29 protein-coding genes and 2 tRNA genes are annotated in these 26,696 nt (G+C 60.6%); 15 read left to right on the top strand and 16 right to left on the bottom strand.

Annotated elements, in window-relative coordinates; genetic code table 11:
• The 12 genes from hybE to hypE are packed head-to-tail and all read left to right on the top strand — an operon-like array spanning window position 1 to window position 11,516.
• Window positions 1-582 carry a [NiFe]-hydrogenase assembly chaperone HybE gene (hybE, locus tag B1781_RS08575; RefSeq protein WP_078119265.1) on the top strand — a complete coding sequence of 194 codons (582 nt, stop codon included), beginning with the start codon at window positions 1-3 and terminating at the stop codon, window positions 580-582.
• A complete protein-coding gene (locus B1781_RS08570; protein ID WP_078119264.1) occupies window positions 579-1,733 on the top strand; it encodes a nickel-dependent hydrogenase large subunit in 1,155 nt (384 codons plus the stop codon). The genes hybE and B1781_RS08570 overlap by 4 nt, the downstream gene beginning before the upstream one ends.
• Window positions 1,733-2,074, top strand: coding sequence for a hydrogenase maturation nickel metallochaperone HypA (gene hypA, locus B1781_RS08565; RefSeq protein ID WP_078119263.1), 342 nt, complete (start codon window positions 1,733-1,735; stop codon window positions 2,072-2,074). Before B1781_RS08570 ends, hypA begins: the two co-directional genes overlap by 1 nt.
• Window positions 2,074-2,988, top strand: coding sequence for a hydrogenase nickel incorporation protein HypB (gene hypB / locus B1781_RS08560; protein ID WP_078119262.1), 915 nt, complete (start codon window positions 2,074-2,076; stop codon window positions 2,986-2,988). The genes hypA and hypB overlap by 1 nt, the downstream gene beginning before the upstream one ends.
• Window positions 2,985-4,472, top strand: coding sequence for a sigma-54-dependent transcriptional regulator (locus B1781_RS08555; RefSeq protein WP_078119261.1), 1,488 nt, complete (start codon window positions 2,985-2,987; stop codon window positions 4,470-4,472). Before hypB ends, B1781_RS08555 begins: the two co-directional genes overlap by 4 nt.
• The gene (locus B1781_RS08550; RefSeq protein WP_334223923.1) at window positions 4,469-5,839 is read left to right on the top strand and encodes a sensor histidine kinase; all 1,371 of its coding nucleotides are present in this window, start codon (window positions 4,469-4,471) and stop codon (window positions 5,837-5,839) included. The genes B1781_RS08555 and B1781_RS08550 overlap by 4 nt, the downstream gene beginning before the upstream one ends.
• A complete protein-coding gene (locus B1781_RS08545) occupies window positions 5,836-6,846 on the top strand; it encodes an NADH-quinone oxidoreductase subunit B family protein (RefSeq protein WP_078119260.1) in 1,011 nt (336 codons plus the stop codon). Before B1781_RS08550 ends, B1781_RS08545 begins: the two co-directional genes overlap by 4 nt.
• Window positions 6,846-8,312 carry a nickel-dependent hydrogenase large subunit gene (locus B1781_RS08540; protein WP_078119259.1) on the top strand — a complete coding sequence of 489 codons (1,467 nt, stop codon included), beginning with the start codon at window positions 6,846-6,848 and terminating at the stop codon, window positions 8,310-8,312. Before B1781_RS08545 ends, B1781_RS08540 begins: the two co-directional genes overlap by 1 nt.
• A 21-nt stretch (window positions 8,313-8,333) precedes the next feature.
• Window positions 8,334-8,621, top strand: coding sequence for a HypC/HybG/HupF family hydrogenase formation chaperone (locus B1781_RS08535; protein ID WP_078119258.1), 288 nt, complete (start codon window positions 8,334-8,336; stop codon window positions 8,619-8,621).
• Window positions 8,618-9,304, top strand: coding sequence for a D-sedoheptulose-7-phosphate isomerase (locus B1781_RS08530; protein ID WP_078119257.1), 687 nt, complete (start codon window positions 8,618-8,620; stop codon window positions 9,302-9,304). Before B1781_RS08535 ends, B1781_RS08530 begins: the two co-directional genes overlap by 4 nt.
• Window positions 9,301-10,461, top strand: coding sequence for a hydrogenase formation protein HypD (gene hypD, locus B1781_RS08525; protein WP_078119256.1), 1,161 nt, complete (start codon window positions 9,301-9,303; stop codon window positions 10,459-10,461). The genes B1781_RS08530 and hypD overlap by 4 nt, the downstream gene beginning before the upstream one ends.
• Window positions 10,458-11,516, top strand: a complete 1,059-nt coding sequence (gene hypE, locus B1781_RS08520; protein WP_078119255.1) for a hydrogenase expression/formation protein HypE — start codon at window positions 10,458-10,460, stop codon at window positions 11,514-11,516. Before hypD ends, hypE begins: the two co-directional genes overlap by 4 nt.
• A gap of 24 nt (window positions 11,517-11,540) precedes the next feature.
• On the opposite strand, the gene B1781_RS08515 is transcribed toward hypE, so the two are convergent.
• Both B1781_RS08515 and B1781_RS08510 read right to left on the bottom strand, forming a co-directional pair.
• Window positions 11,541-12,845 carry a cytochrome-c peroxidase gene (locus tag B1781_RS08515; RefSeq protein WP_078119254.1) on the bottom strand — a complete coding sequence of 435 codons (1,305 nt, stop codon included), beginning with the start codon at window positions 12,843-12,845 and terminating at the stop codon, window positions 11,541-11,543.
• A 54-nt stretch (window positions 12,846-12,899) separates the two neighbouring features.
• On the bottom strand, window positions 12,900-13,079 hold the full coding sequence (locus B1781_RS08510) for a hypothetical protein (RefSeq protein ID WP_164513312.1): 180 nt from the start codon (window positions 13,077-13,079) through the stop codon (window positions 12,900-12,902).
• A 107-nt stretch (window positions 13,080-13,186) separates the two neighbouring features.
• On the opposite strand from B1781_RS08510, the gene B1781_RS08505 reads away from it, so the two are divergent.
• Window positions 13,187-14,173, top strand: coding sequence for a LysR family transcriptional regulator (locus tag B1781_RS08505; protein WP_078119252.1), 987 nt, complete (start codon window positions 13,187-13,189; stop codon window positions 14,171-14,173).
• Window positions 14,174-14,321: 148 nt separating this feature from the next.
• Here B1781_RS08505 and B1781_RS08500 read toward each other — a convergent pair whose 3' ends face one another.
• The 9 genes from B1781_RS08500 to B1781_RS23140 all read right to left on the bottom strand — a co-directional run bounded on the left by B1781_RS08500 (window position 14,322) and on the right by B1781_RS23140 (window position 19,337).
• Window positions 14,322-14,678 carry a hypothetical protein gene (locus B1781_RS08500; protein WP_078119251.1) on the bottom strand — a complete coding sequence of 119 codons (357 nt, stop codon included), beginning with the start codon at window positions 14,676-14,678 and terminating at the stop codon, window positions 14,322-14,324.
• Window positions 14,675-15,040, bottom strand: a complete 366-nt coding sequence (locus B1781_RS23600; RefSeq protein WP_078119250.1) for a tlde1 domain-containing protein — start codon at window positions 15,038-15,040, stop codon at window positions 14,675-14,677. The genes B1781_RS08500 and B1781_RS23600 overlap by 4 nt, the downstream gene beginning before the upstream one ends.
• A gap of 113 nt (window positions 15,041-15,153) precedes the next feature.
• Window positions 15,154-15,369 (bottom strand): hypothetical protein, encoded by a 216-nt coding sequence (locus tag B1781_RS08490; RefSeq protein WP_078119249.1) that lies wholly within the window; start codon window positions 15,367-15,369, stop codon window positions 15,154-15,156.
• A gap of 41 nt (window positions 15,370-15,410) precedes the next feature.
• Window positions 15,411-16,610 carry an RtcB family protein gene (locus tag B1781_RS08485; protein ID WP_078119248.1) on the bottom strand — a complete coding sequence of 400 codons (1,200 nt, stop codon included), beginning with the start codon at window positions 16,608-16,610 and terminating at the stop codon, window positions 15,411-15,413.
• A gap of 81 nt (window positions 16,611-16,691) precedes the next feature.
• Entirely contained in the window at window positions 16,692-17,834 is a 1,143-nt protein-coding gene (locus B1781_RS08480; RefSeq protein ID WP_334223922.1) for a slipin family protein, read from the bottom strand.
• Window positions 17,835-18,174: 340 nt separating this feature from the next.
• Window positions 18,175-18,248 (bottom strand) — tRNA-Val (locus B1781_RS08475).
• A 190-nt stretch (window positions 18,249-18,438) separates the two neighbouring features.
• Window positions 18,439-18,633 carry an SEC-C metal-binding domain-containing protein gene (locus B1781_RS23595; protein ID WP_078119247.1) on the bottom strand — a complete coding sequence of 65 codons (195 nt, stop codon included), beginning with the start codon at window positions 18,631-18,633 and terminating at the stop codon, window positions 18,439-18,441.
• A 117-nt stretch (window positions 18,634-18,750) separates the two neighbouring features.
• Window positions 18,751-18,827, bottom strand: a tRNA-Arg gene (locus tag B1781_RS08465).
• Between the two features lie 357 nt (window positions 18,828-19,184).
• Entirely contained in the window at window positions 19,185-19,337 is a 153-nt protein-coding gene (locus tag B1781_RS23140; protein WP_164513311.1) for a hypothetical protein, read from the bottom strand.
• A 97-nt stretch (window positions 19,338-19,434) separates the two neighbouring features.
• On the opposite strand from B1781_RS23140, the gene B1781_RS08460 reads away from it, so the two are divergent.
• Window positions 19,435-20,055 (top strand): helix-turn-helix domain-containing protein, encoded by a 621-nt coding sequence (locus B1781_RS08460; protein WP_078119246.1) that lies wholly within the window; start codon window positions 19,435-19,437, stop codon window positions 20,053-20,055.
• 82 nt (window positions 20,056-20,137) lie between these two features.
• Complete coding sequence (locus tag B1781_RS08455; protein ID WP_078119245.1) at window positions 20,138-20,599, top strand: hypothetical protein; 462 nt, start codon at window positions 20,138-20,140, stop codon at window positions 20,597-20,599.
• An 18-nt stretch (window positions 20,600-20,617) separates the two neighbouring features.
• Here the strand turns inward: B1781_RS08455 and B1781_RS08450 are convergent, their stop codons facing one another.
• The 5 genes from B1781_RS08450 to B1781_RS08430 are packed head-to-tail and all read right to left on the bottom strand — an operon-like array spanning window position 20,618 to window position 26,614.
• Window positions 20,618-21,529, bottom strand: a complete 912-nt coding sequence (locus B1781_RS08450) for a tetratricopeptide repeat protein (RefSeq protein WP_078119244.1) — start codon at window positions 21,527-21,529, stop codon at window positions 20,618-20,620.
• Window positions 21,526-22,581, bottom strand: coding sequence for an MlaD family protein (locus B1781_RS08445; RefSeq protein ID WP_078119243.1), 1,056 nt, complete (start codon window positions 22,579-22,581; stop codon window positions 21,526-21,528). The genes B1781_RS08450 and B1781_RS08445 overlap by 4 nt, the downstream gene beginning before the upstream one ends.
• A complete protein-coding gene (locus tag B1781_RS08440) occupies window positions 22,578-23,291 on the bottom strand; it encodes a P-loop NTPase family protein (RefSeq protein ID WP_164513310.1) in 714 nt (237 codons plus the stop codon). Before B1781_RS08440 ends, B1781_RS08445 begins: the two co-directional genes overlap by 4 nt.
• Window positions 23,292-24,131, bottom strand: coding sequence for an MlaE family ABC transporter permease (locus tag B1781_RS08435; protein WP_078119241.1), 840 nt, complete (start codon window positions 24,129-24,131; stop codon window positions 23,292-23,294).
• Window positions 24,128-26,614, bottom strand: coding sequence for a cache domain-containing protein (locus B1781_RS08430; protein ID WP_164513309.1), 2,487 nt, complete (start codon window positions 26,612-26,614; stop codon window positions 24,128-24,130). Before B1781_RS08430 ends, B1781_RS08435 begins: the two co-directional genes overlap by 4 nt.
• Window positions 26,615-26,696 lie beyond the last annotated feature (82 nt).

Raw genomic sequence — 26,696 nt, 5'->3', positions numbered from 1 at the left:
GTGGATCTGCAGTTACAGGCACTGGCGGGAGGACTGCGGCGGCATTTTCAGCATGTGCAGAACACGCGCATGCAGGACGTTCCGATCCTGAACCCGGCGCTGTCGGTTGAACCGGTCGGCTTTCGGCGCACGCCGCAGGGCTGCCTGGGCATTCTGATCACCCCCTGGTTCATCAATCTGATGTTGTTGCCTTGCGAGGGCGACGATTGGCATGACCTGCCGGTGGGCAGCTACCAGACCCATGTGTTCGCCTCCGGTCCCTACGATTTCGTGATCGGGCACGAAGAAGGCATCGGTCGCTTCCAGTCCTGCTCCCTGCTGTCACCGGTCGGCGAGATCGCAGACCAGGAAACCGCGGTGGCGTTTGCGCTCGCCGCCCTGGAAGCCATCGATGATGCCGAATGCCGTGACACCGAGTCGTCGACTTTCGCCGATGAGATCGTCAAGCGTTGGCACGGCGAGGAGCAGACAGGCAACGACGACACCGTTGAAGACGTCGCAGCGACGGCGCAACCTACCAAACTGAGCCGGCGCGATTTTCTGCGTGGCCGCCTGCACAAGGATGGAGAAGAATCACCGTGAGCCCCGGTCGGTCGGCCATCGAAGGACGCCTGGATATCCGCGTAGCGCCGAAACGCGCCGCGGTCAGCGTGCTTTCGACGCGCCCGACCCTGGCTTCGCGCCTGTTCGAGGGGCGCACGATCGACGAGACGCTGAAGCTCATGCCACTGGTGTTCAACGTCTGCGGCCAGGCGCAATCGGTCGCTGCCGTGCGCGCCATCGAGTCGGCGATCGGCGAAACCCCGAACGGCGATGTTCAGCACGCGCGGGTCATCCTGCAGCGGCTCGAAACACTGCGTGAACACCTGTGGCGCGTGCTGTTCGAATGGCCTGAGTTCTGCGGCGGCGAACGCGCCAATGCGTCGCTCGGACGAATCACCCAGGATGTGCAGGCGCTCAAGCAGCTGATCGACCCTGAACAGATGGTATGTCGCTGGCCCGGTCTGCAACGTTTCGCATTGAACCTCGATGAACTGCGCCCGTTGGCCGAACACCTTCGCCAGTCCGTCGCCTCGCAGGTGTTCGGCGGCGACATCGCAACCTGGCTGCATCACGACCAGGACGCCTTTCTCGCCTGGGCCGATACAAGCCCTTCGCCGGCTGCCCAGTTGCTCAAGTTCGTCCGCCGGCGCGCCTGGGAAAGCCTCGGCAATGCCAAGATGGCCACCCTGCCCAAGAGTGTCGAGCGCGAACTGACGGCGATCTTGTCCGCCGAAGGTGCCGACGTCTTCGTCGCACAACCGACCTGGAAGAACCAGACACGCGAAACCGGCCCGTCGGCGCGCCAGGCTGCGCATCCTTTGATGAAGGCGATCGGCCGTCGCTTCGGCAACGGCCTGCTGTGGCGTCTGACGGCGCGGCTGATCGAGATCGCCGAGCTGTCGTCGGTGTTGTTGGATACGGAGAAACCCCCACGCGGGCAAACCGGCTTTGCGCAACTCGAGGCGGCGCGCGGCCGGCTGTGTCACTACGTCGAACTCGAGGGCGAAAAAGTCTCACGCTACCGCATCCTGGCGCCGACCGAATGGAACTTCCATCCGAGCGGCGTCGCTGTACGCACGCTGACGTCGGTCCGTGCAGCCGATGAATCGACCGCGCAGCTACAGGCGCGCCTGTTGGTGCACTCGATCGATCCCTGTGTCGGCTACGACCTACACATCGAGGAAAGCTGATGCACGAGATGTCATTGTGTGAAGGCATTTTGCAGGTACTCGAAGACCAAGCCGAGGCGCAGCAATTCAAGCGGGTCAAAACGGTATGGCTCGAGATCGGCGCGCTGGCGGGTGTCGAGCCGTCGGCCATGCTGTTCAGTTTCGATGTCGTCTGTCGCGGCACGCTGGCCGATGGCTGCAAGCTGGAGATCGTCGATCAACCGGCGATCGCCTGGTGCATGGCGTGCGGCGACAACGTCGAAATCAATCAACGCTACGACGCCTGCCCGCGTTGTGGCGGCTATCAATTGCAGGTCACCCACGGTGACCAGATGCGGATCAAAGAACTGGAGGTGGAATAATGTGTACCGTCTGCGGCTGCGGCGAAGGTGAATCGCGTATCGAAGGTGTCACCGACGATCACGATCACTCGCATTCTCACGACCATCCTCACCACCATCATGATGATCACGAGCATGAACACTCGCATGCGCATGGCCATGGCGACGATCATCACTACGGTCATGGGCCGGCGCGCGCACATGCCCCCGGCATGTCGCAATCACGCATGGTGCAGATCGAACAGGACATCCTGAGCAAAAACGATCAATACGCCAATGCAAACCGCCAGATGCTGGCAGACCAGGGCATCCTCGCGCTCAACCTGGTGTCTTCACCGGGTTCGGGCAAAACCACCCTGCTGACCCGCACCCTGACCGATCTGAAAGACGAACTGTCGCTGGCGGTTATCGAAGGCGACCAGGAAACCAGCAACGATGCCGAACGCATTCGCGAGACCGGCGCACACGCGATTCAGATCAACACCGGCAAGGGCTGCCATCTCGATGCGCATCAGGTCGGGCACGCCATCGAGCACCTCAAGCCGCAGACCGGCTCGGTGTTGTTCATCGAGAATGTCGGCAACCTGGTGTGCCCCGCCGCGTTCGATCTGGGCGAGGCACACAAGGTCGCGATCCTGTCGATTACCGAAGGCGAAGACAAGCCGATCAAGTACCCGGACATGTTCCATGCGGCCGACCTGATGCTGCTGAACAAGATCGACCTGCTGCCGCATCTGAATTTTGATGTCGACAAATGCATCGCCTACGCGCGCCGGGTGAACCCCAAGCTACAGGTCCTCAAGGTGTCTGCAACCACCGGCGAAGGCATGAGCGACTGGTATGCCTGGATTCGTGGGTCGCGCCAATTGCGCCTGATCGGTCATCCCCTGTCCGAACCGCTGAACATCGCCGAGTCGGTCAAGAATCACGTATGAGTAGCAACCTGCCCACCGTTCTGGTCATCGACGACGAGCCGCGCTCGCTCGAAACCCTGCGGCGTACGCTCGAAGAGGAATTCGAGGTACTGACGGCCGAGAACGCCGCCGAGGCCGAGGGCATCCTCGAACGCGAGTGGGTGCAGGCCATCCTGTGCGACCAGCGCATGCCCGGTGAGACCGGTGTCGAATTCCTCAGCCGGGTGCGCGATCGCTGGCCGGAGGTCATCCGCATCATCATCTCGGGTTACACCGACGCCGGCGACCTGGTCGAGGCGATCAACCGGGCCGGCATCTATCAGTACATCAGCAAGCCGTGGCATCCCGACAAGCTGTTGCTGAAGCTGCGCAACGCGGTCGATCTGTTTCACCTGCAACGCCAGAATGCGCTGCTGTCGACCGAGCTGAAGCTGCGCCCGGAGACTGTCGCCGAAGATCTCGAAGGCAAACGCCGTCTGCTGCAGCAGCGTTTCGACTGGGACCAGGGCATCGTGCGCGGCCCGGAAAGCTGTATGAACGGCGTGTGCGACCTGGTGCGCCGGGTTGCGCCATATGACGTCAGCGTACTGGTCAGCGGCGAGTCCGGTACCGGCAAGGAACTGTGCGCACGCGCCCTGCACTACAACAGCCTGCGGCGCGACGGCCCGTTCGTCGCCGAGAACTGCGGCGCCTTGCCCGATGAGCTACTCGAAAGCGAGTTGTTCGGTCACAAACGCGGCGCCTTTACCGGCGCCAGCGAAGAACGCGTCGGCCTGTTCGAACTGGCCGACGGCGGCACCGTGTTTCTCGACGAGATCGGCGAGATATCGCCGGCGTTTCAGGTCAAGCTGCTGCGCGTGTTGCAGGAGGGCGAGATCCGCCCGCTCGGCAGCAACCAGCGGCGCATGGTCGACGTGCGCGTGGTCGCCGCCACCAACCGCGATCTCGAGGCCGAGGTGCGTGCCGGTCGCTTCCGTGAAGACCTTTACTACCGTATCGCCACGTTCACGATCAATCTGCCGCCGCTGCGCGACCGCCCCAAGGACATCGCCGTACTCGCCCACAGCCTGCTCGATGATCTGCAGCGCCAGCTGGGCAAACGCGTCGACGGCATCAGCCGCGAAACGCTCGCCTGCCTGGAGGCCTATCACTGGCCGGGCAACGTGCGTGAACTGCAGAACGAATTGAAGCGCATGCTGGTACTCGCCCAGGACGCGATCCTCGGCGCCGAACTGTTGTCGCCGCGCATCCTGCAAGGCGCGGACGAAGAAGGCACCGACGATCTGGCGATCGTCAGCCAGACCGAAGGCAGCCTCAAGGAGCGCATCGAATCGCTTGAGGCGCGGATTCTGAAAGAAACCCTGATACGGCATCGCTGGAACAAGACGCGCGCCGCGGAGGAACTCGGCCTGTCGCGCGTCGGTCTGCGCAGTAAGCTCGAACGCTACGACCTCGAGAAGGTGGACGGCATGGAAGAACTGAAAAGCACGGGTCGCGCACAGTGACGTCGCCCGGCGACAAGGCGGCAAACGACGACATCGGCGGCCTGATGGCGCGTGTCGGCAACATCGAGCACGGTATGGTCGATGAATCGGCATGGATCGAGGTGATCCAGCGCATGGATACCATCTATGCGGACATCGTGCGTTACCAGGTCGAACTCGAAGAAAAGAATGCCGGCTTGGAGGATGCGCACCGCTTCATCCAGAGCGTGATCTCGTCGATGACCGATGTGCTGATCGTCGCCGACACCCGCGGTCGCATCCAGCAGGTCAACCGCGCACTCGAAGAACTCACCGGTCGCACTGCCAGCGACCTGACCGGCGTCGCGCTCGGCACCTTGTTCACCGAGGAATACGCCGAACAGGTCGAAGACTTCGCCGAGCATATCCGCACTGACGTGATCACCGATTGCGAGGTCGAACTGCGCGGCCCCGACGGCGAAGGCGCGCCGATCGCGATCAACTGCACACCGCGCTTCGATCACGACGGTCGCCTGTCGGGGCTGGTGATCACCGGTCGGCCGCTGGGCGAACTGCGCCGCGCCTACCAGGATCTGCGCGAGACGCACGATCAATTGAAGACCGCGCAGCAACAATTGGTGCAATCGGAAAAGATGGCATCGCTCGGCCAGCTGGTGGCCGGCGTCGCGCACGAATTGAACAACCCGATCAGCTTCGTGTTCGGCAACATGCACGCGTTGAAACGCTACGAGAAACGCCTCGCCGAATACCTCGGTGCGATTCACCGTTCGGCGAGCGACAAAGAGCGCGAACAACTGCGCAGCGATCTGAAGATCGACCGCCTGCTGCAGGATATCGGCCCGCTGATCGACGGCTCGCTCGAAGGCGCCGAACGCGTCGGCGAGATCGTCGAAGACCTGCGTCGTTTCTCGACGCCGAACCAACAACAGTGCAGCCGCTTCGATCTCAGCCGGGTCATCAACACGGCGGCCGAATGGGTGATCAAGGCACGCCGCGAACGGCCCGAAGTGGTCATCGACATCCCGCCATCGCTCGAACTGTACGGCTACGAAGGCTACGTCCACCAGATTCTGGTCAACCTGATCCAGAATGCCGCCGACGCAATCGAAGACTATAAGGATGGACGCATTGCGATACGCGCCGGCACCCAGAATTCAACGGTGACCGTCGAGGTCTCAGACAACGGCACCGGCATCGCACCAGACCAGTTGCTGCGCGTGTTCGACCCCTTCTTCACCACCAAACCGGTCGGCAAAGGGACCGGCCTCGGCCTGTACATCAGCTATTCGCTGGCCACCGATCAGTGCCAGGGCAAACTGGAAGGAGCCAATCGCGACGAAGGTGGCGCTGTATTTACCTTGACCGTGCCGTTGGAGTTGAGTGAATGACGACAGCGTTGCGTACCTTGTGGCTTCAATCCGGCAGCTGTGGCGGTTGCAGCATGTCGCTGCTGAATGCCGAATCGCCGGATCTTTACGCAACACTGGAATACGCCGGCATCGAACTGCTCTGGCATCCGTCGCTCAGCGAGGCATCCAACGGCGAATTCATCGATCTGCTCAACCGCATCATGAGCGGCGAGCAGGCATTGGACATCCTCTGTCTCGAAGGCTCGGTGATGCGCGGCCCCAATGATACCGGGCGCTTTCATATGCTCGCCGGCACCGGTCGGCCGATGATGCAATGGATAGCCGACCTGTCGCGCAAGGCACGCTACACAATCGCCATCGGTTCGTGTGCTGCATTCGGTGGCGTGACGATGGCCGGCGGCAACCCGACCGAGGCGTGTGGACTGCAATACGAGGGCAATCAGCCCGGCGGACTGCTCGGCGAAGACTGGCACAGCCCGGAAGGACTGCGCGTAATCAACGTGGCCGGCTGCCCGGTGCATCCCGGCTGGGTCACCGATACCCTGGCGCAGGTGGCGATGGGCGATATGGACGAGACGCAATTGGACGAATGGAACCGTCCACGCAGCTATACCAATCACCTGGTACATCACGGTTGTACGCGCAACGAGTTCTACGAATTCAAGGCCAGCGCCGAGGCGCCATCCGATCAGGGCTGCATGATGGAGCACATGGGCTGCCTGGGCACCCAGGCGCATGCCGACTGCAACCGCCGCCCGTGGAACGGCGAAGGCTCGTGTATTCGCGGCGGCTATGCCTGCATCAACTGCACCGCACCGGTGTTCGAAGAACCCGGGCATCCGTTCACCGAAACACCGAAGATTGCCGGCATACCGATCGGCCTGCCCACGGATATGCCGAAGGCATGGTTCGTTGCGCTGGCTTCCCTGTCGAAAGCCGCGACACCCAAGCGCCTGCGCGAAAATGCAGTTGCCGACCACATCGTGGTGCCGCCGGGCAGCGACAAGAAACGGGGTGAACGCTGATGGCGGGCAACTCCACACGTCGCATCCTCGGACCATTCAATCGCGTCGAAGGTGATCTCGAAGTTCAGGTCGAGATCGACGAGGGAAGAATCGAGTCGGCCTGGGTGAACTCACCTCTTTACCGTGGATTCGAACAGATCCTGGTCGGCAAGGACCCGCGCGATGCGCTCGTGATCACGCCGCGTATCTGCGGCATCTGCTCGGTCTCGCAGTCGGTCGCCGCCGCACGCGCCCTCGCCGATGCACAGGGGATCGAGCAGACGCCCAACGGCCTGTTGGCGACCAACCTGATCCTTGCCTGTGAGAACGTCGCCGACCATCTGTCGCACTTCTACCTGTTCTTCATGCCCGACTTCGCGCGCAGCGACTATGCCGAACATGCCTGGCATCGCGATGCCGCCGAGCGCTTCGTTGCACAGAAAGGCAGCGCATCGCGCGACATGTTGCCGGCACGCAGCGAATGGATGCACATCACCGGCCTGCTCGCCGGCAAATGGCCTCACTCGCTGGCCCTGCAGCCGGGCGGTACGACGCGCGCGATCGAGCCGCGTGAAAAACTGCGCCTTCAATCCATCGTTGCAGGTTTTCGGCGCTTTCTCGAAACCACACTGTTTGCCGACAAGCTGGAGAACGTCGCTGCAATCGCTACCGAAGATGAGCTGATGGCATGGGCCGGACAGCATGCCGGTGGCGACTTCGCGCATTTCGTCCGCATCGCGGCTTCGGCCGGCTTGGCCAAACTCGGACGCGCCACCGACCACTTCATGAGCTACGGTGCCTATGCCACCGGTCACCCCAACGAGACCCACCGTTTCGAATCCGGCATCTGGTTCGACGGTCGCCGCGAGTCGTTCGAGCAGCGCGCCATCACCGAAGACATCAGTCACGCCTGGATGCACGCGCAACGCACGCCGAAACACCCCTTCGACGGCAGTACCCTGCCCGACGCCGATATCGCCGATGCCTACAGCTGGTGCAAGGCGCCGCGCTACAACGGCCGGGTCTTCGAGGTGGGCGCCGTCGCACGCCAGTTGATCGACGGCCACCCCTTGATCGCCGAACTGGTGACGAACGGCGGCGGCAATGTGTTCAGCCGAGTGGTTGCGCGCCTGCTCGAACTGGCGCGCGTGGTTCCCATGATGGAAGGCTGGATCAAAGCCATCGCCATCGGTGAAACCTTCTGTAACCAAGGCAAGTTGCCCAAAGACGGTGAAGGGGTCGGTCTCGTCGAAGCGGCACGCGGCAGCCTGGGCCACTGGCTGCAGATTAAGCACGGGCGGATTCTGAACTACCAGATCGTCGCCCCGACCACCTGGAATTTCTCTCCGCGCGACCAGGACGATGTACCGGGCGCGCTGGAACAGGCGCTGATCGGCACCGAGGTCGGCGACAACGGCAAACAGACCGTTTCCATACAGCACATCGTGCGCTCGTTCGACCCCTGCATGGTCTGTACGGTGCACTGAGCAAGGTAAGAGGTAAGCACTATGTGTCTTGGCATCCCCGGACAGATCGTCGAGATCACCGACGCCGACAACTTCATGGCGAAGGTGGACGTCGCCGGTGTACGGCGCGCTGTGAACATCGCCTGCGTGGTCACCGAAACAAGGCCCGCCGCGGACTGCATCGGCGACTGGGTACTGGTGCATGTCGGATTTGCGATGAGTCGTATCGACGAAGACGAGGCACAGAAGACATTGGCGATCCTGCAGGAACTGGGCGAGATGCAGGACGAACTGAACGCGATGCAACAAACGGCGGCAGAGCAAACGTGAGCGACAGCGACGACCGTCTTCAAGCGCTGTACCCCTTCCTGCACGGCAAGACCAAAGATGCCGCGCAGGAACACCAGGCGCTGCTGAATTCAATAGAACGCAAGGCAGCTGACAGCGTTGCCGTGAAACAGCAGTTTTTTACCCAGCACGGCGAAGCGCTGATCGAGGCCGCAACGGCGGTCGCGGATGTCTATCGCCGCCAGGGTCGGATGTTCAGCATGGGCAACGGCGGTTCGAGCTGCGATGCCGCGCACTTCGCCGTCGAGTTCCAACACCCGGTGACTGCCGGCCGCCCCGCCCTGCCGGCGATGAATTTGTGCGTCGACACCGCGATGTTGACGGCCGTCGGCAACGATGTCGGCATGGCGCATGTATTCGTCCGCCAACTCGAGGCGCATGCGCGCGCCGGTGACGGCGTGATGGGCTTTTCGACCAGCGGCAATTCCGACAACCTGATCAATGCCTATCGCAAGGCCAAGCAACTCGGCCTGGTCACACTCGGCCTGGCCGGTGGCGATGGCGGCGAGATGCGATCCAGCGGGCTGGTGGATCACTGCCTTGTCGTCGAAACCGATTCCATTCACCGCGTGCAGGAGGTGCATGTCGCCTGTTACCACATCCTGTGGGACCTGGTGCACACCCTGCTCGCCGATCATCGCGGCCAACTCGGAGCAGCGACATGAAATACGTAGACGAATTCCGCGACCCCAAGGCGGCACGACGCCTGATCGATGAGATCGCCGTACTGCTCGACCGCATCCCGGCCGCCAAACAACGTCCGTTGCAGATCATGGAGTTCTGCGGCGGCCATACGCACACGATCTTCCGTTACGGTATCGAACAGATGCTGCCGGGACGGATCGAACTGGTGCATGGCCCGGGCTGTCCGGTCTGCGTGCTGCCGATGGGCCGGGTCGATGACTGCGTTGCCTTGGCCGAACGACCCGACGTGATCTTCGCGACCTTCGGCGATGCGATGCGCGTGCCCGGTTCAAAGAAAAGCCTGCTGCAGGCCAAGGCCGATGGCGCCGATATCCGCATGGTGTATTCGCCGCTCGACGCGCTCGAGTTGGCGCGCCGCAACCCGGACCGCCAAGTGATCTTCTTCGGCCTGGGATTCGAGACGACGATGCCGAGCACGGCGCTGACCGTCTTGCAGGCGCAGCGCGAGAACCGCGACAACTTCTCACTGTTCTGCAACCACATCACCACGGTGCCGACGATCAAGGCCATTCTCGATTCGCCCGACATGCAGCTCGACGGATTCCTCGCGCCGGGCCATGTCAGCATGGTGGTCGGCGAAGGCCCTTTCGAGTTCGTCGCCGACACCTACAAGAAACCGATCGTCATCACCGGCTTCGAACCGCTGGATATCGTGCAGTCACTGTGGATGGTGATCAGGCAACTCGCCGAAGGGCGCTGCGAGGTAGAAAACCAGTATGCGCGGGTGGTGCCCAAGCAGGGCAACCCGGCCGGGCTCGACGCGATCCACCAGGTCTTCGAACTGCGCGAGTTCTTCGAATGGCGCGGCCTGGGTTCGATCGACCATTCCGGCGTGAAAATGCGCGATGCGTTCGCCCGTTTCGATGCCGAGCGCAAGTTCGCCGTGCCCAACCTGAAGATTGCCGACCCGAAGTCCTGCCAGTGCGGCGAAGTACTCAAGGGCGTGATACGCCCATGGGAGTGCAAGGTGTTCGGCGGCACCTGCACGCCCGAGACGCCGCTGGGTGCGTTGATGGTGTCATCCGAAGGGGCGTGCGCCGCCTACTATAACTTCGGCAACCTGCCCGAACTGCTCGCCAAGCGTAACGACAAGCAACGCCACGAGGCCTCCGCATGAGTGCATCCAACACCGCAGCCAAACCGCGCCTGAAAGGCAAAACGATCACGCTGGCGCACGGCGCCGGCGGCAAGGCGATGCGCGACCTGATCAACGATGTGTTCGTCGACGGCTTTGCCAACGAAACCCTGGCAGCCCTCGAAGACCAGGCACGCATCAGCCTTGATTCGCTCAACGCCCTCGGCGGCACGCTGGCCATGACGACCGATTCCTATGTCGTCGATCCGTTGTTCTTTCCCGGAGGCGATATCGGCAAGCTGGCGGTGGCCGGCACGGTCAATGATCTTGCCGTCGGCGGCGCGGTGCCGCTGTACCTGACCTGCGGCATGATTATCGAAGAGGGCTTCGCGGTCGACGACCTGCGGCGTATCGTCGCATCGATGAAGGCGACGGCGGATGCCGCCGGCGTGAAGATCGTCACCGGCGATACCAAGGTGGTACACAAGGGCGCTGCCGACAAGCTGTTTATCAATACCGCCGGCGTCGGCGTGATACCTCACGGCATCGACATCCGCACGCAACGCGCACGTGCCGGCGATGTCGTTATCATCAACGGCTACGTCGGCGACCACGGTGCCGCGATTGCCGACGCGCGCGGCGATATGGCGCTCGAAAGCCATATCGAAACCGATTGCTGCGCGCTGAACGGCCTGATCGCAGCGATGCTCGATGTCTGCCCGGACATCCATTGCCTGCGCGACGCAACGCGCGGAGGCATAGCGACCGTGCTCAACGAATTCGCCGACGCCAGCGACACCTGCATCCGCATCCGCGAGGAAGCGCTGCCCGTACGTGCCGAGGTACGCGGACTCAGCGAGTTGCTCGGGCTTGACCCGCTCTACCTGGCGAACGAGGGCAAACTCGTTGCGATCGTGCCGGCCGATGCCTCTGCCAAGGTGCTCTCTGCGATGCAGGCACACCCGGCGGGTGAGCACAGCGCGATCATCGGTCATGTGGTCGAGGCGCCGCATGGTAGCGTGATTCTCGAAACCGGTTTCGGCGGCGAACGCATTGTCGACATGCTTGTGGGCGAACAGTTGCCGCGCATCTGTTGAACCCCGCGGTTCCTACGACAAACCTCAGAACACCGGCAATTCACCGTTCAATGCCTCGAGAAAGGCGACGATATCGTCGACTTCATCATCGCTGAGCGCTTCTCCGTCATGCACGTGAAGCCGACGCGTGTCTTGGTGCCACCGGATTGATCGATCGTCGTTGCGATCGTTGCTCAGTCGCTTGTTCAACTGCACGCGCGACATGATACGTACCGCCTCGGCGAGACTATCCACAGAACCATTGTGAAAGTACGGTGCGGTACGCGCCACGTTGCGCAACGACGGTACTCGCCAGACCCCACGGCCCGCATTTTTGTCCGCATCGGCCAGGCCGGTGTCTTCGTCGAGTCGGTATCGCTTCGCATACTCGGTGCCCGGCACTGCGGGAAACATCCGGTAGGCGTCTCCCCGCCCTGCCTCCGCGGCTGCGCTGAATGCCGGGCCGCGATGACACGCAACACAGCCGGTCGACTCAAACAAGGCCATGCCTCGCAACTGTCGGTCGCTCAACGCGGTCGCGTCACCTCGCACGAACCGGTCATACGCAGCGTTGGGCGTTACCAGGGTGCGTTCGAAAGCCGCTATGGCCTTGGCGATGGCGTCGATATCGATCGCCGCTCCCTCACCGAAGGCCGCTGCAAACATCGGCGGATAGCTTGGGATCGCTCGAACGCGGTCGACGACAGCGTCCAGCGACGGCATCGCCATCTCCACTTCGTTGAGCAGGGGGCCACGCACCTGCTCTTCCAGTGAACCCGCACGCCCGTCCCAGAACAATGCCGTAAAGAACGCGGCGTTCAGCACCGTTGGGGCGTTGCGTTGCCCCGAACGTCCGCCGACACCGGTTGACGTTGCATCGCCGTCCGCCCCGCCCTTGTCGTTCGAGATCTCATGACAACCGGCACATGCCACCGATCCGTCCAGCGACAAGCGCTTATCCAAAAACAATGCACGACCCAGGCGGACCTTTTCGGGCGAAGGTGGATTGTCGGGCGGAAACGGGGCTGTTTCGGGCAATGCCTGCCATTGATAGGCGGCATCGCCCGTCCCTACCTCGATAAATGCCGGCAATTCACCAGCCGATGACGGCCGACCGGGCGATGCCTTGTCGGGCAACAGGGCAAGAATGTCTTCCGCGTAAAAGCTGAAGATGACGGCAAATGCGACCTTCAGCGTAAACACGATCACGCCCGAACCAATGGCCAAGCCCAACAACCAACGCCGTCGCGTGCGCGGCGCCAGTTCCGCCACCAAGCGGTTTACGAAAAGCAAACCCGCCGTCACGACAATGACGGAGAACAGAAAAGACTCGAAGCCGAAATTGTTCATGGCCCACGTGCCCTGCACCACCGAACGGACATCGACCGCCGGTCGTGCGATCGACTACTTGAAGCCGATCTTCTTGTACAGCATCAGCCCCGGGCAGATGCCGGAGATCCCGGCGAATACCAGCATCGCCGGCACCACATACAGAAACCAGTGGACTTCACGCCATCCGGTCAAACCTATGCCGGTCAACAGCAGCGCTGCCACGGTAAAGAACAACATGCGTTGTGCACTCATGAGTATTTCCTCGTCAGATGTTTCGACGAAGAGCATAAGTACCGCTAGAATAATTTAGAAATTCTATTTCTGAATTTGATTTATATGATTTTCGAATAAATCTGATTATGAACCTAAAACAACTGCAGTTTGCCCTGCTGGTCGCTCAAACCGGGTCGTTCAGTCGTGCCGCGGAACTCGCTTTCGCCACCCAACCCACGCTGTCGAACGCGATCTCGCAGCTCGAAGAAGAACTCGGCGGGCGGTTGTTCACCCGTACGACACGCAAAGTCGAAATCACTCCCTTCGGCCAGACCCTGCTGCCGTACATGCAGCGCGTCGCACAAAGCCGCGACGACTTGCTGGAAGCAGCGGAGCAGTATCTGAACCCGACGCACAAAATGTTGCGCATCGGGTTTTCGCCGCTGGTCGACATGCAACGCTTGAACCAGGCAATACAACCGTTCAGACAACGGCATCCGGATGTTCATGTGTATTTCAAAGAGTGTTTTGTCGACGAATTGTCGTCCCGTCTACATGCCACGCAAATCGATATACAAGTTGTTGTTGCACGCGAACTCGCCGCCGAAGAAAACTCTATGGCGTTCTATAGAGACGAGCTCCGCTATCTACCGGCAGCAGACGAGAGTGACCAACAAGCCGGCCCACTGCCTATCTCTGAATTGCCTACAGCGCCGATCATCTTGACTGGTGGCGGCTGCGGGTTGAACGACGCGGTCGAGCGAATGTTTGCCAGCGAGCGTTGTAAGTTCTCACCCTATCCAGGACAAGCACTCACCTATAAGGTCATTGAAGAATGGACGTCGATCGGTATCGGTGCAGGCATATTGCCGACGAGCAAATTGTCAGCCAACAATACGAGCGCGCGTCCCTTGCTCCTTTCCAACAATGAACCTGCAGTGTTCGCCTATGAGTGGATCTGGAAGCGAGGTAAAACTCTGTCTGATACGATGATCGAGTTCCTTACGCACATAGAGAAAGCTGTGCCCGCCTTGGTTGCCGGGCAAGCGAGGACCGGCAAGGCGGTGCAGCAAGGCGGATCGCACGCGGCCGCCTCGACGAAACGGAGGTCCTCGGCTAGAGCCAAGAATTAGGTGAATTTACGATGAGATCGACTGAATCGACGCCTTGGGCGTCTGACATATTCTGCGCAAAGGCGTAGTCATTGTAGGCCGCGCTTGGCGACTTCACCTCTGGCATCGGGTATCCGGCTCAAGACCTAGATCCCATGACGATAAGACTTTATGAGCTGAAGTCGCCTAGCATCTTCTCGATGACATAAACGTCGACGCCCGACATGGAACACTCTTCATTCGACGCATCATTGACGGTAATTGCTTCGAGTTTTGCTCCAGACTTTCTCACAAACGACACTCTGTGAATCTGGCGATAGAGGTCGTCACCCACTCTTTCCGATGCCAATCGGGTTACGGTCGTTTTATCGAAATCCAAGTTGTAGTTGGTCACCAACCCCGCGTTCTTCAGATGCGTGAACGCCATACCGGCCGGCCAAGCATCGGGGCTAGTACAATCCGGGTCGGCGACCGCTGGACTAGAAAACAGTGTCAGCACCACGATCGCTATAGACAAACGGGTCATCTCACAATCTCCAAAACTGCATCACCGCTGTTGGCAATACGTTCTCGGATATCACGCCGAAGAATAATACAACCTTGAGAAGCATTGCCGGGATTCCGGATACTGTCTCCGTGAATGAGAAAATGCATTCGACCATGCGCTGAGTGATTGACGGGATTTAACGCCATAGTAACGGGCCCTTTCGACTGATGCGAATATTGAGCCCCAATTCGATACTGACCTCGCGGTATCGGACCCACGTCAGTCAGTCGCTCGGCATCTGGATTGTTTCGCCCAACGCCAGCTGCTCCCGAATAGCCGGTTCCGACTACGCGCCCATCCCTTGTGAGTACTCCAGTACTCTGACTGTATTGCCATGGCATGCTGCATCTCCATTGCTAGTCATTGGCGCGAAACGGTACCACGACTCCATCAGCAGCAACAATATCGAGTCTAACTGATTGAGCAACGATCGCCTGAACAGAACTAACCCCAATTAACAATGAACCATGTCAATGCGTGCACGGTCTTCTCCGAATACAGCCGACATGGCTGCACTCGGAGAAAACCACGCCTTGCGCAGCGCCATTTTCTCCTTTTTACGTTGTGCCTTGTTCGATTTCTGATGCACGCCACCCTTCTTCATCATCGGGTGGTTGTGCAACAGGTTTCTTGCCTTGTTGGTCTTGTTCGCCATTGCTTTTGCTTCCATTACTGGTTTCGTAAAAAGAGTGGGCCGAAGCCCCGGCCCACTCAGCCTTTCACACACAGCACCTGTTTCAGTGTGTGTACCACTTCAACCAGGTCGGTCTGGTTCGCCATTACCACGTCGATGTCTTTATAGGCACCGGGGATCTCGTCGATCACCCCGCTGTCTTTGCGACATTCAACACCCTCGGTCTGGTGTTCCAGGTCCGTCTGGCTGAACTGCTTCTTCGCCTTGCTACGCGACATGCGTCGGCCCGCGCCGTGCGAACACGAGCAGAACGACTCGGCATTGCCTTTACCGCGCACGATGTACGACTTGGCGCCCATCGAGCCCGGGATGATGCCCAGCTCACCTTCGCCGGCCCGGATCGCACCTTTGCGCGTTACGTACACGTCGGCACCGAAGTGGGTTTCACGTGCCACATAGTTATGGTGGCAGTTGATCGCCTCTTTGGTGATCGTGAACGGCGGCAGATACTTCTCCAGTGCCGAGATGATCGAGCGCATCATTTCCCGACGGTTGACCATCGCGTAGTCCTGCGCCCAATGCACCGCCTCGACATAGTCCTCGAAGTGCTTCGCACCCTCGGTGAAGTACGCCAGATCTTTGTCGGGCAGTCGGCCCAGCTGGTCACCCATATCGTGTCGCGCCAGGTTGATGAAGTAGCGCCCGATGATGTTGCCGATTCCACGTGAACCGGAGTGCAACATGATCCAGACATCACCCACCTCGTCCAGGCACAGCTCGATAAAGTGGTTGCCGCCGCCGAGTGTCGCCAGTTGACGCACCCAGACATCGTACGGACGCTTCTTCTGCATACGCGCAAGCGCCGGATGCTTGTCGATGATCACGTCCAGGCCTTTGGCCATCGGCGTGATGGTCGATCGCTTCACCGGATCGTTCTTATGCATATCAAAGCCGACCGGGATTGCCGCCTCGACCGCGTTTCGCACGCGACGCAGGCTCTCCGGCAGGTCTTCGGCCTTCAGCGAGGTACGCAGCGCGTTCATGCCGCAGCCGATATCCACACCAACGGCCGCCGGCACGATCGCGCCTTTGGTCGGGATCACCGAACCGACGGTTGCACCGATACCCGCATGCACATCCGGCATCGCCGCCACGTGGTGATGCACGAACGGCAGCTGCGCGATGTTCGCCAACTGCGTCATCGCCTGCGACTCGGCATCCTCGGTCCAGATATGTACCGGCACCTTGCCCTTGTTCAGGGTATGTTTAACAGGCATCGTTCTTCTCCCTCGTCCTGTTGTCTTCCATTGAGTTTGTGCCCGGCGTGTGGCGAACCACAACGACCGGGCGGGTTAACGTTAAACATTGATCTTGACCGTGTCTTTCAACACGCCGTCGAGACCACCAAACACGGTCAGGCGATCGACCTTCTCGGTCACCTTCTCGAGCGTTTCCAACTCTTTCAGGCGCAGCAAGGTCGGGTTCTCGTCCATCAGCTTTGCCGTGTTCAACAGCGAACGGGTCGCTGCCGTTTCTTCACGTCGCTTGATGACGTTCGCCTGAGCGGCTTTTTCGGCCTGCACGACCTGGTTCAGGATATCCTTCATGTCACCCGGCAGGATGACGTCGCGGATACCCACGCTACGCAGATCGAAACCGTGCTCTGCAGCCGTGGCCACCACCTTCTCGAACACTTCGTGGTCGACACGTTCCTTGTCTTCCAACAGTTTGTCGAGATCGCGCGAACCCACCGCCTGGCGCAACGCAAACTGCAGTTCACGGTACAGCCATTCGATCGGCTGTTGCAGATCAGCGCGTGCCTTCACCGCATCGGCCACACGGTACTGTGCACCGAGGTTCACCCGCAGCGACACCTTGTCGCGGGTCAGGATCTCCTGGCCCTGCACTTCCATGGCCTGGATACGGGTATCGTACGGCTCAACCACCACACGGCGTTTGACCGCCCAGTACACGTAATAACCCGGCTTCAATGCCTGTGCCATCTCACCGTCGACAAACAACAGGCCAACCTGGTTGTCCGCCACTTCGGCGCTGTAGACGAACGGCATCAATGCACGCGACACGACGCCACCTTTGGTACGCACAATCGCATCGACCAATTGCTTGGCCACCTGCAGCTCGGTGTCGACCGCAACGCGTTCAACACGCAACTGGTGCGGCAACTTCCAGAACACCTTGCGCTCGCCCGGCGCCAATGCCGTAACGAAGGTGTCGTCGCGGTACACCAGGCCGACCTCGTGATCACCCATCAAGACCTGCATCAGGTAACCGTCGAGCAAGTCGCCCGAGGTCTTCATCAACAGGTCCGCGTTGGCATCCGCGAATTCGGTCTGCGACAGGTCGAACACAGTTGCCGAAATCCGACCGGTCGGGTCGAAGTAGCGGTGTACGCCCGGTGCAAGCACGGCGACCAACTGACGGTCACGGTACAGCAAGGCGCGTTCGTGCTGAGCGACCACAAAATGCTTGAACATCATCATTTTCTTCTCCTTGTTATCGTTAGTGCATTCCTCGTGAACTTCCGTTCGCCTTTGCGAAGCGCACCCGAAGATGCGCTTCGAAAAGGCTCGGCCCCACATGCACGGTGCGGGTGACATCGATCGATAGCAGCGGGTGCGCTTCCGGTCGTTTTGTCTGGCTGACCGTCCCTGGTCTGACCATCCATCGCGATGGGAAGCGCACTGGCCGTTACCGGCTCGGCGTCACGCAGGCATCCAGCATGCTGTGAGACGACATCCGCGATACACGATCGCGGAACTCACCGGGGCCTTGCCTCGGGTGTAAGCGGAATCGAACCGCGGGGCTCTCGCCCTTTCCAGGTCTAGATAAGAGGATTCGAACCTCTGACTGATCGCGTGTAAGGCGATTGCTCTACCCAACTGAGCTATATCCAGTGGAGTCTCCATCGACCATTGCGTGCGGTACACCGGACTGCAGTGCAGGCGGCGCCGGCGGGCGTTCTGAAGCCCAACCACGGTCACGCAACGTCCTGATGAGGACCTTGTTCCCCCGAGCGGAGTCGAACCGCTTCGAGGGAGTTCATTTGAAGGACAGCAGCGCCAATACGACCCGCCCTTCAATCTCTTACGTAATCCTTGCGATCACTGCTGTCGAAAGGACTTCCTTTCGAGGCAGCACTGCTTGAAACCTACGGCCCGAGCCGCACGGGCACGGATCGTTCCGACCCAATTTTTCCAGCAGTTCCTTGTCTTTGTTTACGATGCGTTCTCCGCGCTTCACGTTTGTTTCCGACGGATAACCCTTACTCCGCTTCGACATCTTTTCGAAAGCTATTGGCCCGGTCTTCCCAACGTTCGTCGTCCCATTTGATGCGTGGCATGGCACACCTCCTTTCTCACGTTGAACAAGCAGTCCGCCTCTGCAGACTGCGCGACTTGGCGCGCTCACCAGGACTCGAACCCGGAATCTCCCAGTTCGCAACCGGGTGCCTTCATCCATTTGGCCATGAGCGCAGTCTGGTAGGTCGCACAGGATTCGAACCTGTACCTTTCGGCTTGAGGAAAGCGTTGGCAATTCGTGGTCAGTTGCCAAGCGCTCGAAACAAACCGACTAAGCGTTACGAATCTTCGCAATAGCTCGCTATTACGCGCGATTCGCGCCTTGATTCAGTCTGTTTCGAACACTTCTCAATCTGCCCAGAATCACCAACGCTTTCCTGACCGGCCGATGTGCTAACCGTTACACCAGCGACCTGTTGTTCAATTCCCAACCACCGGGCACAAAAAAACCCCGGGGTTCATCACCTACCGGGGTTCTTTCCGGAAGGCGTCAATCCATCTCGACGCCTCCGATCCTTCAATCGCAGTGCGTCAATTCATACCAATCTTCAGTTGCTTGTCGCCAAGCGTGCCAACAAACCCGTCGACACCCCGGACCGCAAACGAGCACAGACTGCCCGCGACGGTCAGTACTGACCGCACATCGCGTTCGGCTTGTGTTCTTGGCTCGTTCAGAAAACGCACGTTCAACTCCAGTAAAAAAAGTTATCGCGGGCATACCCCGCTGGAATGGCGCAAAGTATAATTGGCAAAACTTACTTTGCAAGAACTTTTTTTGCATATGACAAAAATTCATTCATCCCCTTCGCGCACCAAAGATCCTCTTGCCATAAAGATCGGCAAACGTATCGCGCAGGCACGCAAGATGGCCGGCTTCAAATCGGCGAAGGAGTTCAAACGCAAGTTGCCGAAATGGCCGGAGAACAGGCTGTCGTGGTACGAGGCAGGTTACTCCATGCCCCACCCCAACGATGTCACAACAATCGCCAAGCTCACCGGCACCTCTGTTTGCTGGATCATGTTTGGCCTCGGGCCGATTCGATCCGGCGAACGCGACCTGCAGGCAGTGCGTCATCAAAATCTCGTCTATCTGTACCAGATGGCCGCCGACACCTCGCAGGACGCCACCGCGGCCTTCATCGCCGATCTGCATCTCAAACCGTCGACGGTCATCGAGCACATCGATAACCCCTTCAAGCATATCGGCGATCGCCTGGCGCGCAAGATAGAGAAAGCCGGCGACAAACCGCGAACGTGGCTGGACGAACAACATATCGAGTCGGATGGCCTGTGCGCCTCGTTTCCCGACGAACTGCGCGAACTGATGACGATCTATTCGGACATGGACGACAAGCAGCGCCGCCAATTGGTCGGCATTGCACGCACCTTGATTTCACACTAGCGAGGCAGTCCGGCATTGGTTAGGCTGCCGATCGATCCAAGCTTACCGGCCACCCCTACAACTTCGACAACGGGTCGACGGCATGAATAACAAGAAAATTGCATTCACCTGGCCGGCAAGGCTGATCGACCTCATTCTGATGGCAGGCTTTGCCGGACTGCTGGGGTTCGTATTCAGCTTCTTCGATCTGAACGCCACCACGTTTGTCACTGGTGCAGTTATCGCTATGGTGGTGTCAGGCTTTGTATTCCAGGTCGCAAAAGTCTGGCTCTTGCCCGGGTTGGACCTGGGGCCAGACACGTTGAAGATTCGCGAGCCCTTGGGATCGCCAACGGCACAGATACCCTATTCGAAGATCACGGCCGTCGAACTGGCTACCGACTCGAGTAAGCCACGGATTATGATCACCAGCGAACCGGTGCGTGTGCTTCTTGGAGAACGCAGCCAATTCACGATAGTGCCCGAATGGTACGCAGTCGCGACCGATGAATTGATCGCAGATATTCAACATCGGATGAAAACATCGGATGCGGGCCGCCGGTAGCTCGACCGATCGGCCTGTTCAGCGGCTCGTCGCCGCCTTGTCTTCCAAGCCATTCAACAGTTCGCGGGCCTCACGCGCCGTTTCAGTATCGCCCGCCCGCGAAGCCAGCTGTTCAGCACGCTCCAGCCAGCCACGTGTTTCCGGCTCGCGGCGTTGCGCGGCGCTGCGCCCGGCTCGTAGCAGATAACGCCCCGCCGACTGAATACGTTGCGCATGCTCGGCCACGTCGCCGGCTTTCGCCAGCACGCGCACCATCCCCCTGTAATCGCGCTCGTCCCGACGCAAACGCGCAACCTGTTCGAGCTGGGCCAGGGCCTGATCGGCCTCGCCCTGCAAGGCGCTGAGCAATGCCGTAAGTTCCAACCGGTCGGTCGCCGACGCCTGCACGGCGTCCGCGCCGATGGCGTTGAGATGCGTGCTCAAGTCCTTGATATCGCCCTGATCCGCGGCGATCAATCCGAGCACGAAGTGCGCCTTTGTCGCCGTCGCGGCGCTACCGTTGTCACCGACCAACAGCGTCTGTAGCACCAAGCGCGCCTTATCGAGTTGACCGCTTCGGTAATGGATCGTGCCACGCAGCAGCTCGATACTGCCTTCACCGACAACACCGCGACGCAGCCTTTCCGCCTCAGCCTGTTCGAGTTGATCGAGCGCCTCGGCGTATTGCCCCTGGTAGGTTTGACAAAGTGCGAGGTTGAAGCGGGCATCGACGATTGCCTGCGGTGCGTCTTCCTTCAATGCGGCGAGCAACGCCGCTTCGTACAGGCTTGCGGCCTGATCGTACCTACCCTGCGCAAAGGCCAGGCGCGCAGAACGGTCGAGCGACTGTTGCTCGGTCGGCGGTGTCTCGGGTTTCTCGGCAGAGCCGCCGCATGCGGCCAGTAAGGTTGCGCACACCGCGGCGCCGATCACCATGCGGACAACATTCATGGCCGCACCTCGCTCGGAGGCAAGCGACCACCCTCCGGAGGCGGCGCGCCACTTCCACCGATCAGCCAGCTGTTGCGCAGTTGACGCAGCAAGCCTTCCAGTTCCGACAAGGTCTGCTGGGTCATACCAAGCAGTACCGGGATGTTCGCCGTGGACGCGCTGATGTCACGCGTGATCTTAGGTAGCTCCGGCGAGGTCTTTTTCAGGTCGGCCATAACGACATCGAGCGATGCCATGACCGACTTCACGCTGGCACTGATCTCCGGCAGATCCTTGCTCTGCGCATTGATCGAACGCGACAAGGACGTGACCTGTTGCGCGGTTTTCTGTAGCTCCTCGAGGATCGGACCGAGTTGGTCGACCGCCTTGTTGGCGCTGAGCAACAGTGCCTCGAGTTCTTTGGCGGTGCCCTCGTCGCTCAACAGGCTGCCCAAGGTGCCCTCACCGCGCTCGATGCGTCCGGTGACTGCGTTGATGTCGGCCAGCACCCCCTGTAGATCGCCTTCTGGATCGGCAAGTCGCTCCGTCAGATCGGCCAACGCCGTCATGGTGCGCTCGGTCTGCTCCAGAATTGGGATGACCCTGCTACGCACGTCTTCCATGATCTCGCCGATACTGTCGGTCGGCGCCCGGTCCGGCCTCGCCGTCAATACGGCGTATTCCCAATCCATCGGCTCGCCGGTGCCGCGGGTAATCTCGACATAACTGTCGCCAGCGACACCGAAGGTCTTGCGGATGATGGCTTCAGAATCTCCCCGAACGAATGGCACCATCGAAGCGCTCAAGCGCGCCATCGCATGAATCTTCTGGTCCGGCTCGATCACGATGCGTTGGATCTTGCCCGCCTCGGTTCCCAGCACCTCGATCTTCGCCCCTTCGGTCAGGCCGTAAAGCCCCTCATCAGGCAGCACCAGGCGCAGCGGTTCGCCGGGGTCGAACAACTCGCGCAGCGCATCGGCCTTGATCAAGGTGAACAGGAACAGCACCAGCGCTATCAGCACTGTCGCGCCCAGGAAGGTACGCTCCCGACGATAGCGTTTGATATCGGTCACTCGCTTCGCTCCAGGTCAAGTAGATGCCCGCCGACGATGTGATAGCGACGATCGGCGGGGATGCTGCGCTGTTCAAGCACGGCCCGATTGCGCGTGAACCAGACCACGGCCCCGCCACGGCGGCGCACCTGTTGCACCGCCGCCATCAACGGCGGCAGCAGGCCGATGTCGGCATACTCCATGGGGTGCTCGAGAAACACCAGCTGCGGTCGTCCCAGAAAAGCTTTGACGCACGCCGCGCGTTCGAGATCGCTGGCGGGACAATCGTCTGGCGGCAACATCGGCAGGCCGGGCAGACCGAAATGGCGCGCCAGGTCACACGCCATTTCACGCAGCAGATCGTCCGGCAGCACTGTGTGGTGCCGCAATGGCAGCAAGAGATTGTCCATGACCGTGCGCGAGCGTAACCAGTTACCGCGGTTCATCACCCGACCAACCTGGCCGCGCACGCGAAACGCGTCACTTTCAGACATTTCACGCCAGGCCTGTCCGTCAAAGCGCACATCGCCGGCTTGCGGTTGTTCAAGCCCGAGCAGAATGTCCACGAGCGCCGTCGAACGCTCGACGTCGAGCGAACGCAGCAGATGCAGTTCGCCCGGCGCAACATTCAGATCGAACGACAGTGCCGGCCAGGTGCCGGATGCGGCCACCCTGACGCCATGTGCCTGCAGGCGCGGCACCGTGTTGTGATGAGTCATTGGTGCAAGCATCTACAACACCGCCGAAACCGTTGCCCCGATCAAGAACGTCGCGATCAGGGAATAAACGAAACCACGCGGCAACATGCGACGCACCGCCAGCGCATTGGCCTCCACGCGCATACCGAACCAGACGGCGATATACGCAATGACGTAGCCGGTAACCAACGGCTTGATTACCAACAACAGGTGATCGCCGATGGTCATGCCGCTCAATACGCTATCGACGAAGCTCAGCAGCGAGATCGACGTCAGGCCGGTCAACGACGCCATCAGGTAGCCCGACCACAGCGCTGCATACAGAAAGATGATCGTCAGCACGCAGACTGCCAGGGACATGGCAAAGCAACGCGGTATCGCAATGAGATCGACCGGGTCGAGGCCGACCGACTGCAACATGCGCAGTTGCCCATTCACTTTCATGTGTCCCACTTCGTCGAGCAGCACCGATCCGCTGCGCCCGATGACGATCAGCGCCGTGACCACGGGCGAAATCTCACGCACCAGCACCAGAACGAGAAATGAACCGACGCTTCCCTGTTGCCCGGCGACGTCGAGCCAATACAGGATCTGCTGGACCAGCCCGATGCCGACCAACAGCGCGGCGACAACCACGGCAGGCACGGCACGCACCCCGACGTGGTAGAAATAGGTGAACAGCTCCTCGCGCATCGTGCGCCGCCAGCGCCCCGGTACGAAACCGCGGGCCAGCGCCACCGAGGCATCGCCGACGAACATCAAGACGGCGCGAATGACGCGTAGTACCCGCTCGCCCAATCGAGCAAGTAGCCCCAAAGCCGGCAATGTATCGCCAGTGTTCACGGCAACCGTGTTTGCCTCGCGCAGCTTCACAGCCGGCCACTCATCAGGTACGTGGAAAATTCACCGATATTTTCCAGATAGTGGCGCCCGCGGAGTTGGAACAGATAGTCGTCCGACAAGGCCCGGTAGACCGTTTCGGTTGCCTGAATGCTGCCGGGCAGCCCGGTCAGCGCCATGTCTGTCGCCATCTGCGCGGCCTCCCCCCACAGGTTGAACGCGCGCTGCTCGCGACCTACGACGCTCCCGATCACCGGACCGAGATCAAGACCGATACAGAACGCCAGCGGTGACTGCTGCTCGGTGAACAATCGTTCGCACACCGTCTGCACCTGCAGCGCAAAATCGGCCAGCTTCGCCGCGCCGGTCCTGGGATCATCGTTGGGATCCGCCGCTGCCATCACTTGATCGGAGAGAAACTTCATATAGGCCAAGTCGTGATCGGCGGCGGCGCGCTCGAGTTCGCGGATCAGGTAGGTGACGACAGACTCGTCGCTGGATTTGCCGAACGGCTCGGCCAGCACGACGGCATCGGTGAAGTGCAGTGACAATACCGCCAACTCGTCGATAACCTCGGCGCTCGCCGCGCGCTGCTCGCCGGCGAGCTGGGCAAGTCTCGCGGTAAAGGCTGCCGCACGCTGCGCCCCCAGGCTGGTTTCGATGTCGACCGCCTCGTCACGCCTGGCTTTCGCCGCAGCCGGCAGCGCGCCGCCTTGCCGCTTCTCGACGGGTGATGCCATGTCACGCTGGCTGTCCGACACGGTCGCGCCGCTCGTCGCCTGCCGAATGGCCAACAGGTTGGCCATTGCCAGCGCAAATTGCGCCACCTGGTCCGACCAGCGTTCACGCCTGCCGGTATCCTCCAGCCACAGCGCACCGATCACCTCGCCCCTTACCTTGACCGGTGCCGACAACAAGGCCCGGCAACCCATCGGGTCGAGGTAGCGGCTGTACACAGAGGTCGTTGCCGCCGCATTCGATGTATCGAGCTCGCGCAATGTCACGCCCTGCTCGATTGCATCGAACAACGCCTGGTGGTCCGGGCGGCGCAAGGCATTGCCGTGGGTGTGTCCTTCTGCCTCTTGGTCGAAACAGTCGAGACAACGCAGTTCGTCATGAGCGCTGTCGAACTGCCACACGCTGGCACGCCGGACTCGCGACGAACGCGCCACCGCTTCGGTGACCGGCGCCAACGAGTTCTCGTCGCCCGAGTCGAAAATCGCCGACTGCACGGCGGTGCTGCCGAATGCCTCACTCTGCGCATCGAGCTGCGCTTCACGTTCGAGAATACGGATGGCCTCGCGGTCGGTACGCAATCCCTGGCGAATCAACAAGGCGGCGAGGAAGGCCGCCAGCAGCATGACCGACAAACCCATCGCCAGCGTCTTGCCGACGTTCTCGACGACAAACCCAATGAAGTCATCCTCCGGCACCACCACGATCACCGACCAGTCCCGGTCGATCAGGTGCTTCAGTGAAGATACCGAACTGATGTAGCGGCGATCGTTCAATTCAAAATCGCGCCGGCCGTGGCCTTCTACCCGGAAACGGTCGTAGGCGCGTCGTGCAATCGGATCGGCAAGATCGGCGACGCGCGTCAAACGCACCTCACCGGCCTCCGTCTCCTTGACCAATTCGGCACTGGGGTGGGCGATAACGCGATCGGTTTTGTCGACAATGAACGCAAAGCCTGTGGTGCCGATTTTGAGGTCGCTCAAGAAACGACTCAGGCTTTCGAGCTTGACGTCGGCACCTATCACGGCCGCCAGTTCGCCCGCCTCGTTGATAAACGGCAGCGAACCCGTAATGCCGGCGGCGCGGTCGGTGAAGAACGGATAGACGTCGGTCCAGAACAGGCGGTCGGCTTCCTCATGGCTTACCCCCTGATACCACGGACGCTGACGGGGATCGTACCCGTCCCACTCGACAACCTGATCTGAAATCACTTTGCCGGCAGCATCACGCCTTACCAGGCGCACGACGGGCTTGCCATCGGCCTCGCTGGCTTTGCTGATGGTCTTGACCTCGAGCCCACGCTGTTGCTGCTTGTCGTCCTGATAGCGACGCACCATGAAGAACTCGCCGTTCGGCACGCCGATGATCAGGCTCGTGAGCTGCGGCATGTTGTTCAACACGCCGATGCCCAAGGGCTCGACGAGGTCGCGGCGGACATCGGACAGGGTCTTGTCAGACAAGAGATCGCGCGACAGGCGGATGGTGTCGCCGATGGGCTCGATATAGGCGACGACTTCGGTCTCGATCCGGCTTTGCAGATTGACGATCACGCCCTTGGACAATGCCAGGGTGTCGGCGCGCATGGTCCTGTAGTCGAATATGGCGATCCCGACCAGCGCAACCAGCATGACCACCACAACGCCAATCGGAAACCACAGGCGCAATCGACGACGGCGAGCCAGGGCCCTTGCTTCTTCGAACGCTGTCAATTCGTGAGCCGCCGTGGCCATGAGCGCGCTTTCGCCCTCCTTGTTCTTGTTGCCGCCACTTGCACCGGGCATGCCTGCCGGCATTGCGCGTCGTTAAACGCGGGTCTGGCCTGCCGATTGTAATCGACCCGCGGCCTTCGGGCATATCGGGTGA

The sequence above is a fragment of the Thiosocius teredinicola genome, assembly GCF_002009425.1.
Taxonomy (GTDB): Bacteria; Pseudomonadota; Gammaproteobacteria; order Chromatiales; family Chromatiaceae; genus Thiosocius; species Thiosocius teredinicola.
This window is presented reverse-complemented; position numbering and strand designations above follow the sequence as displayed.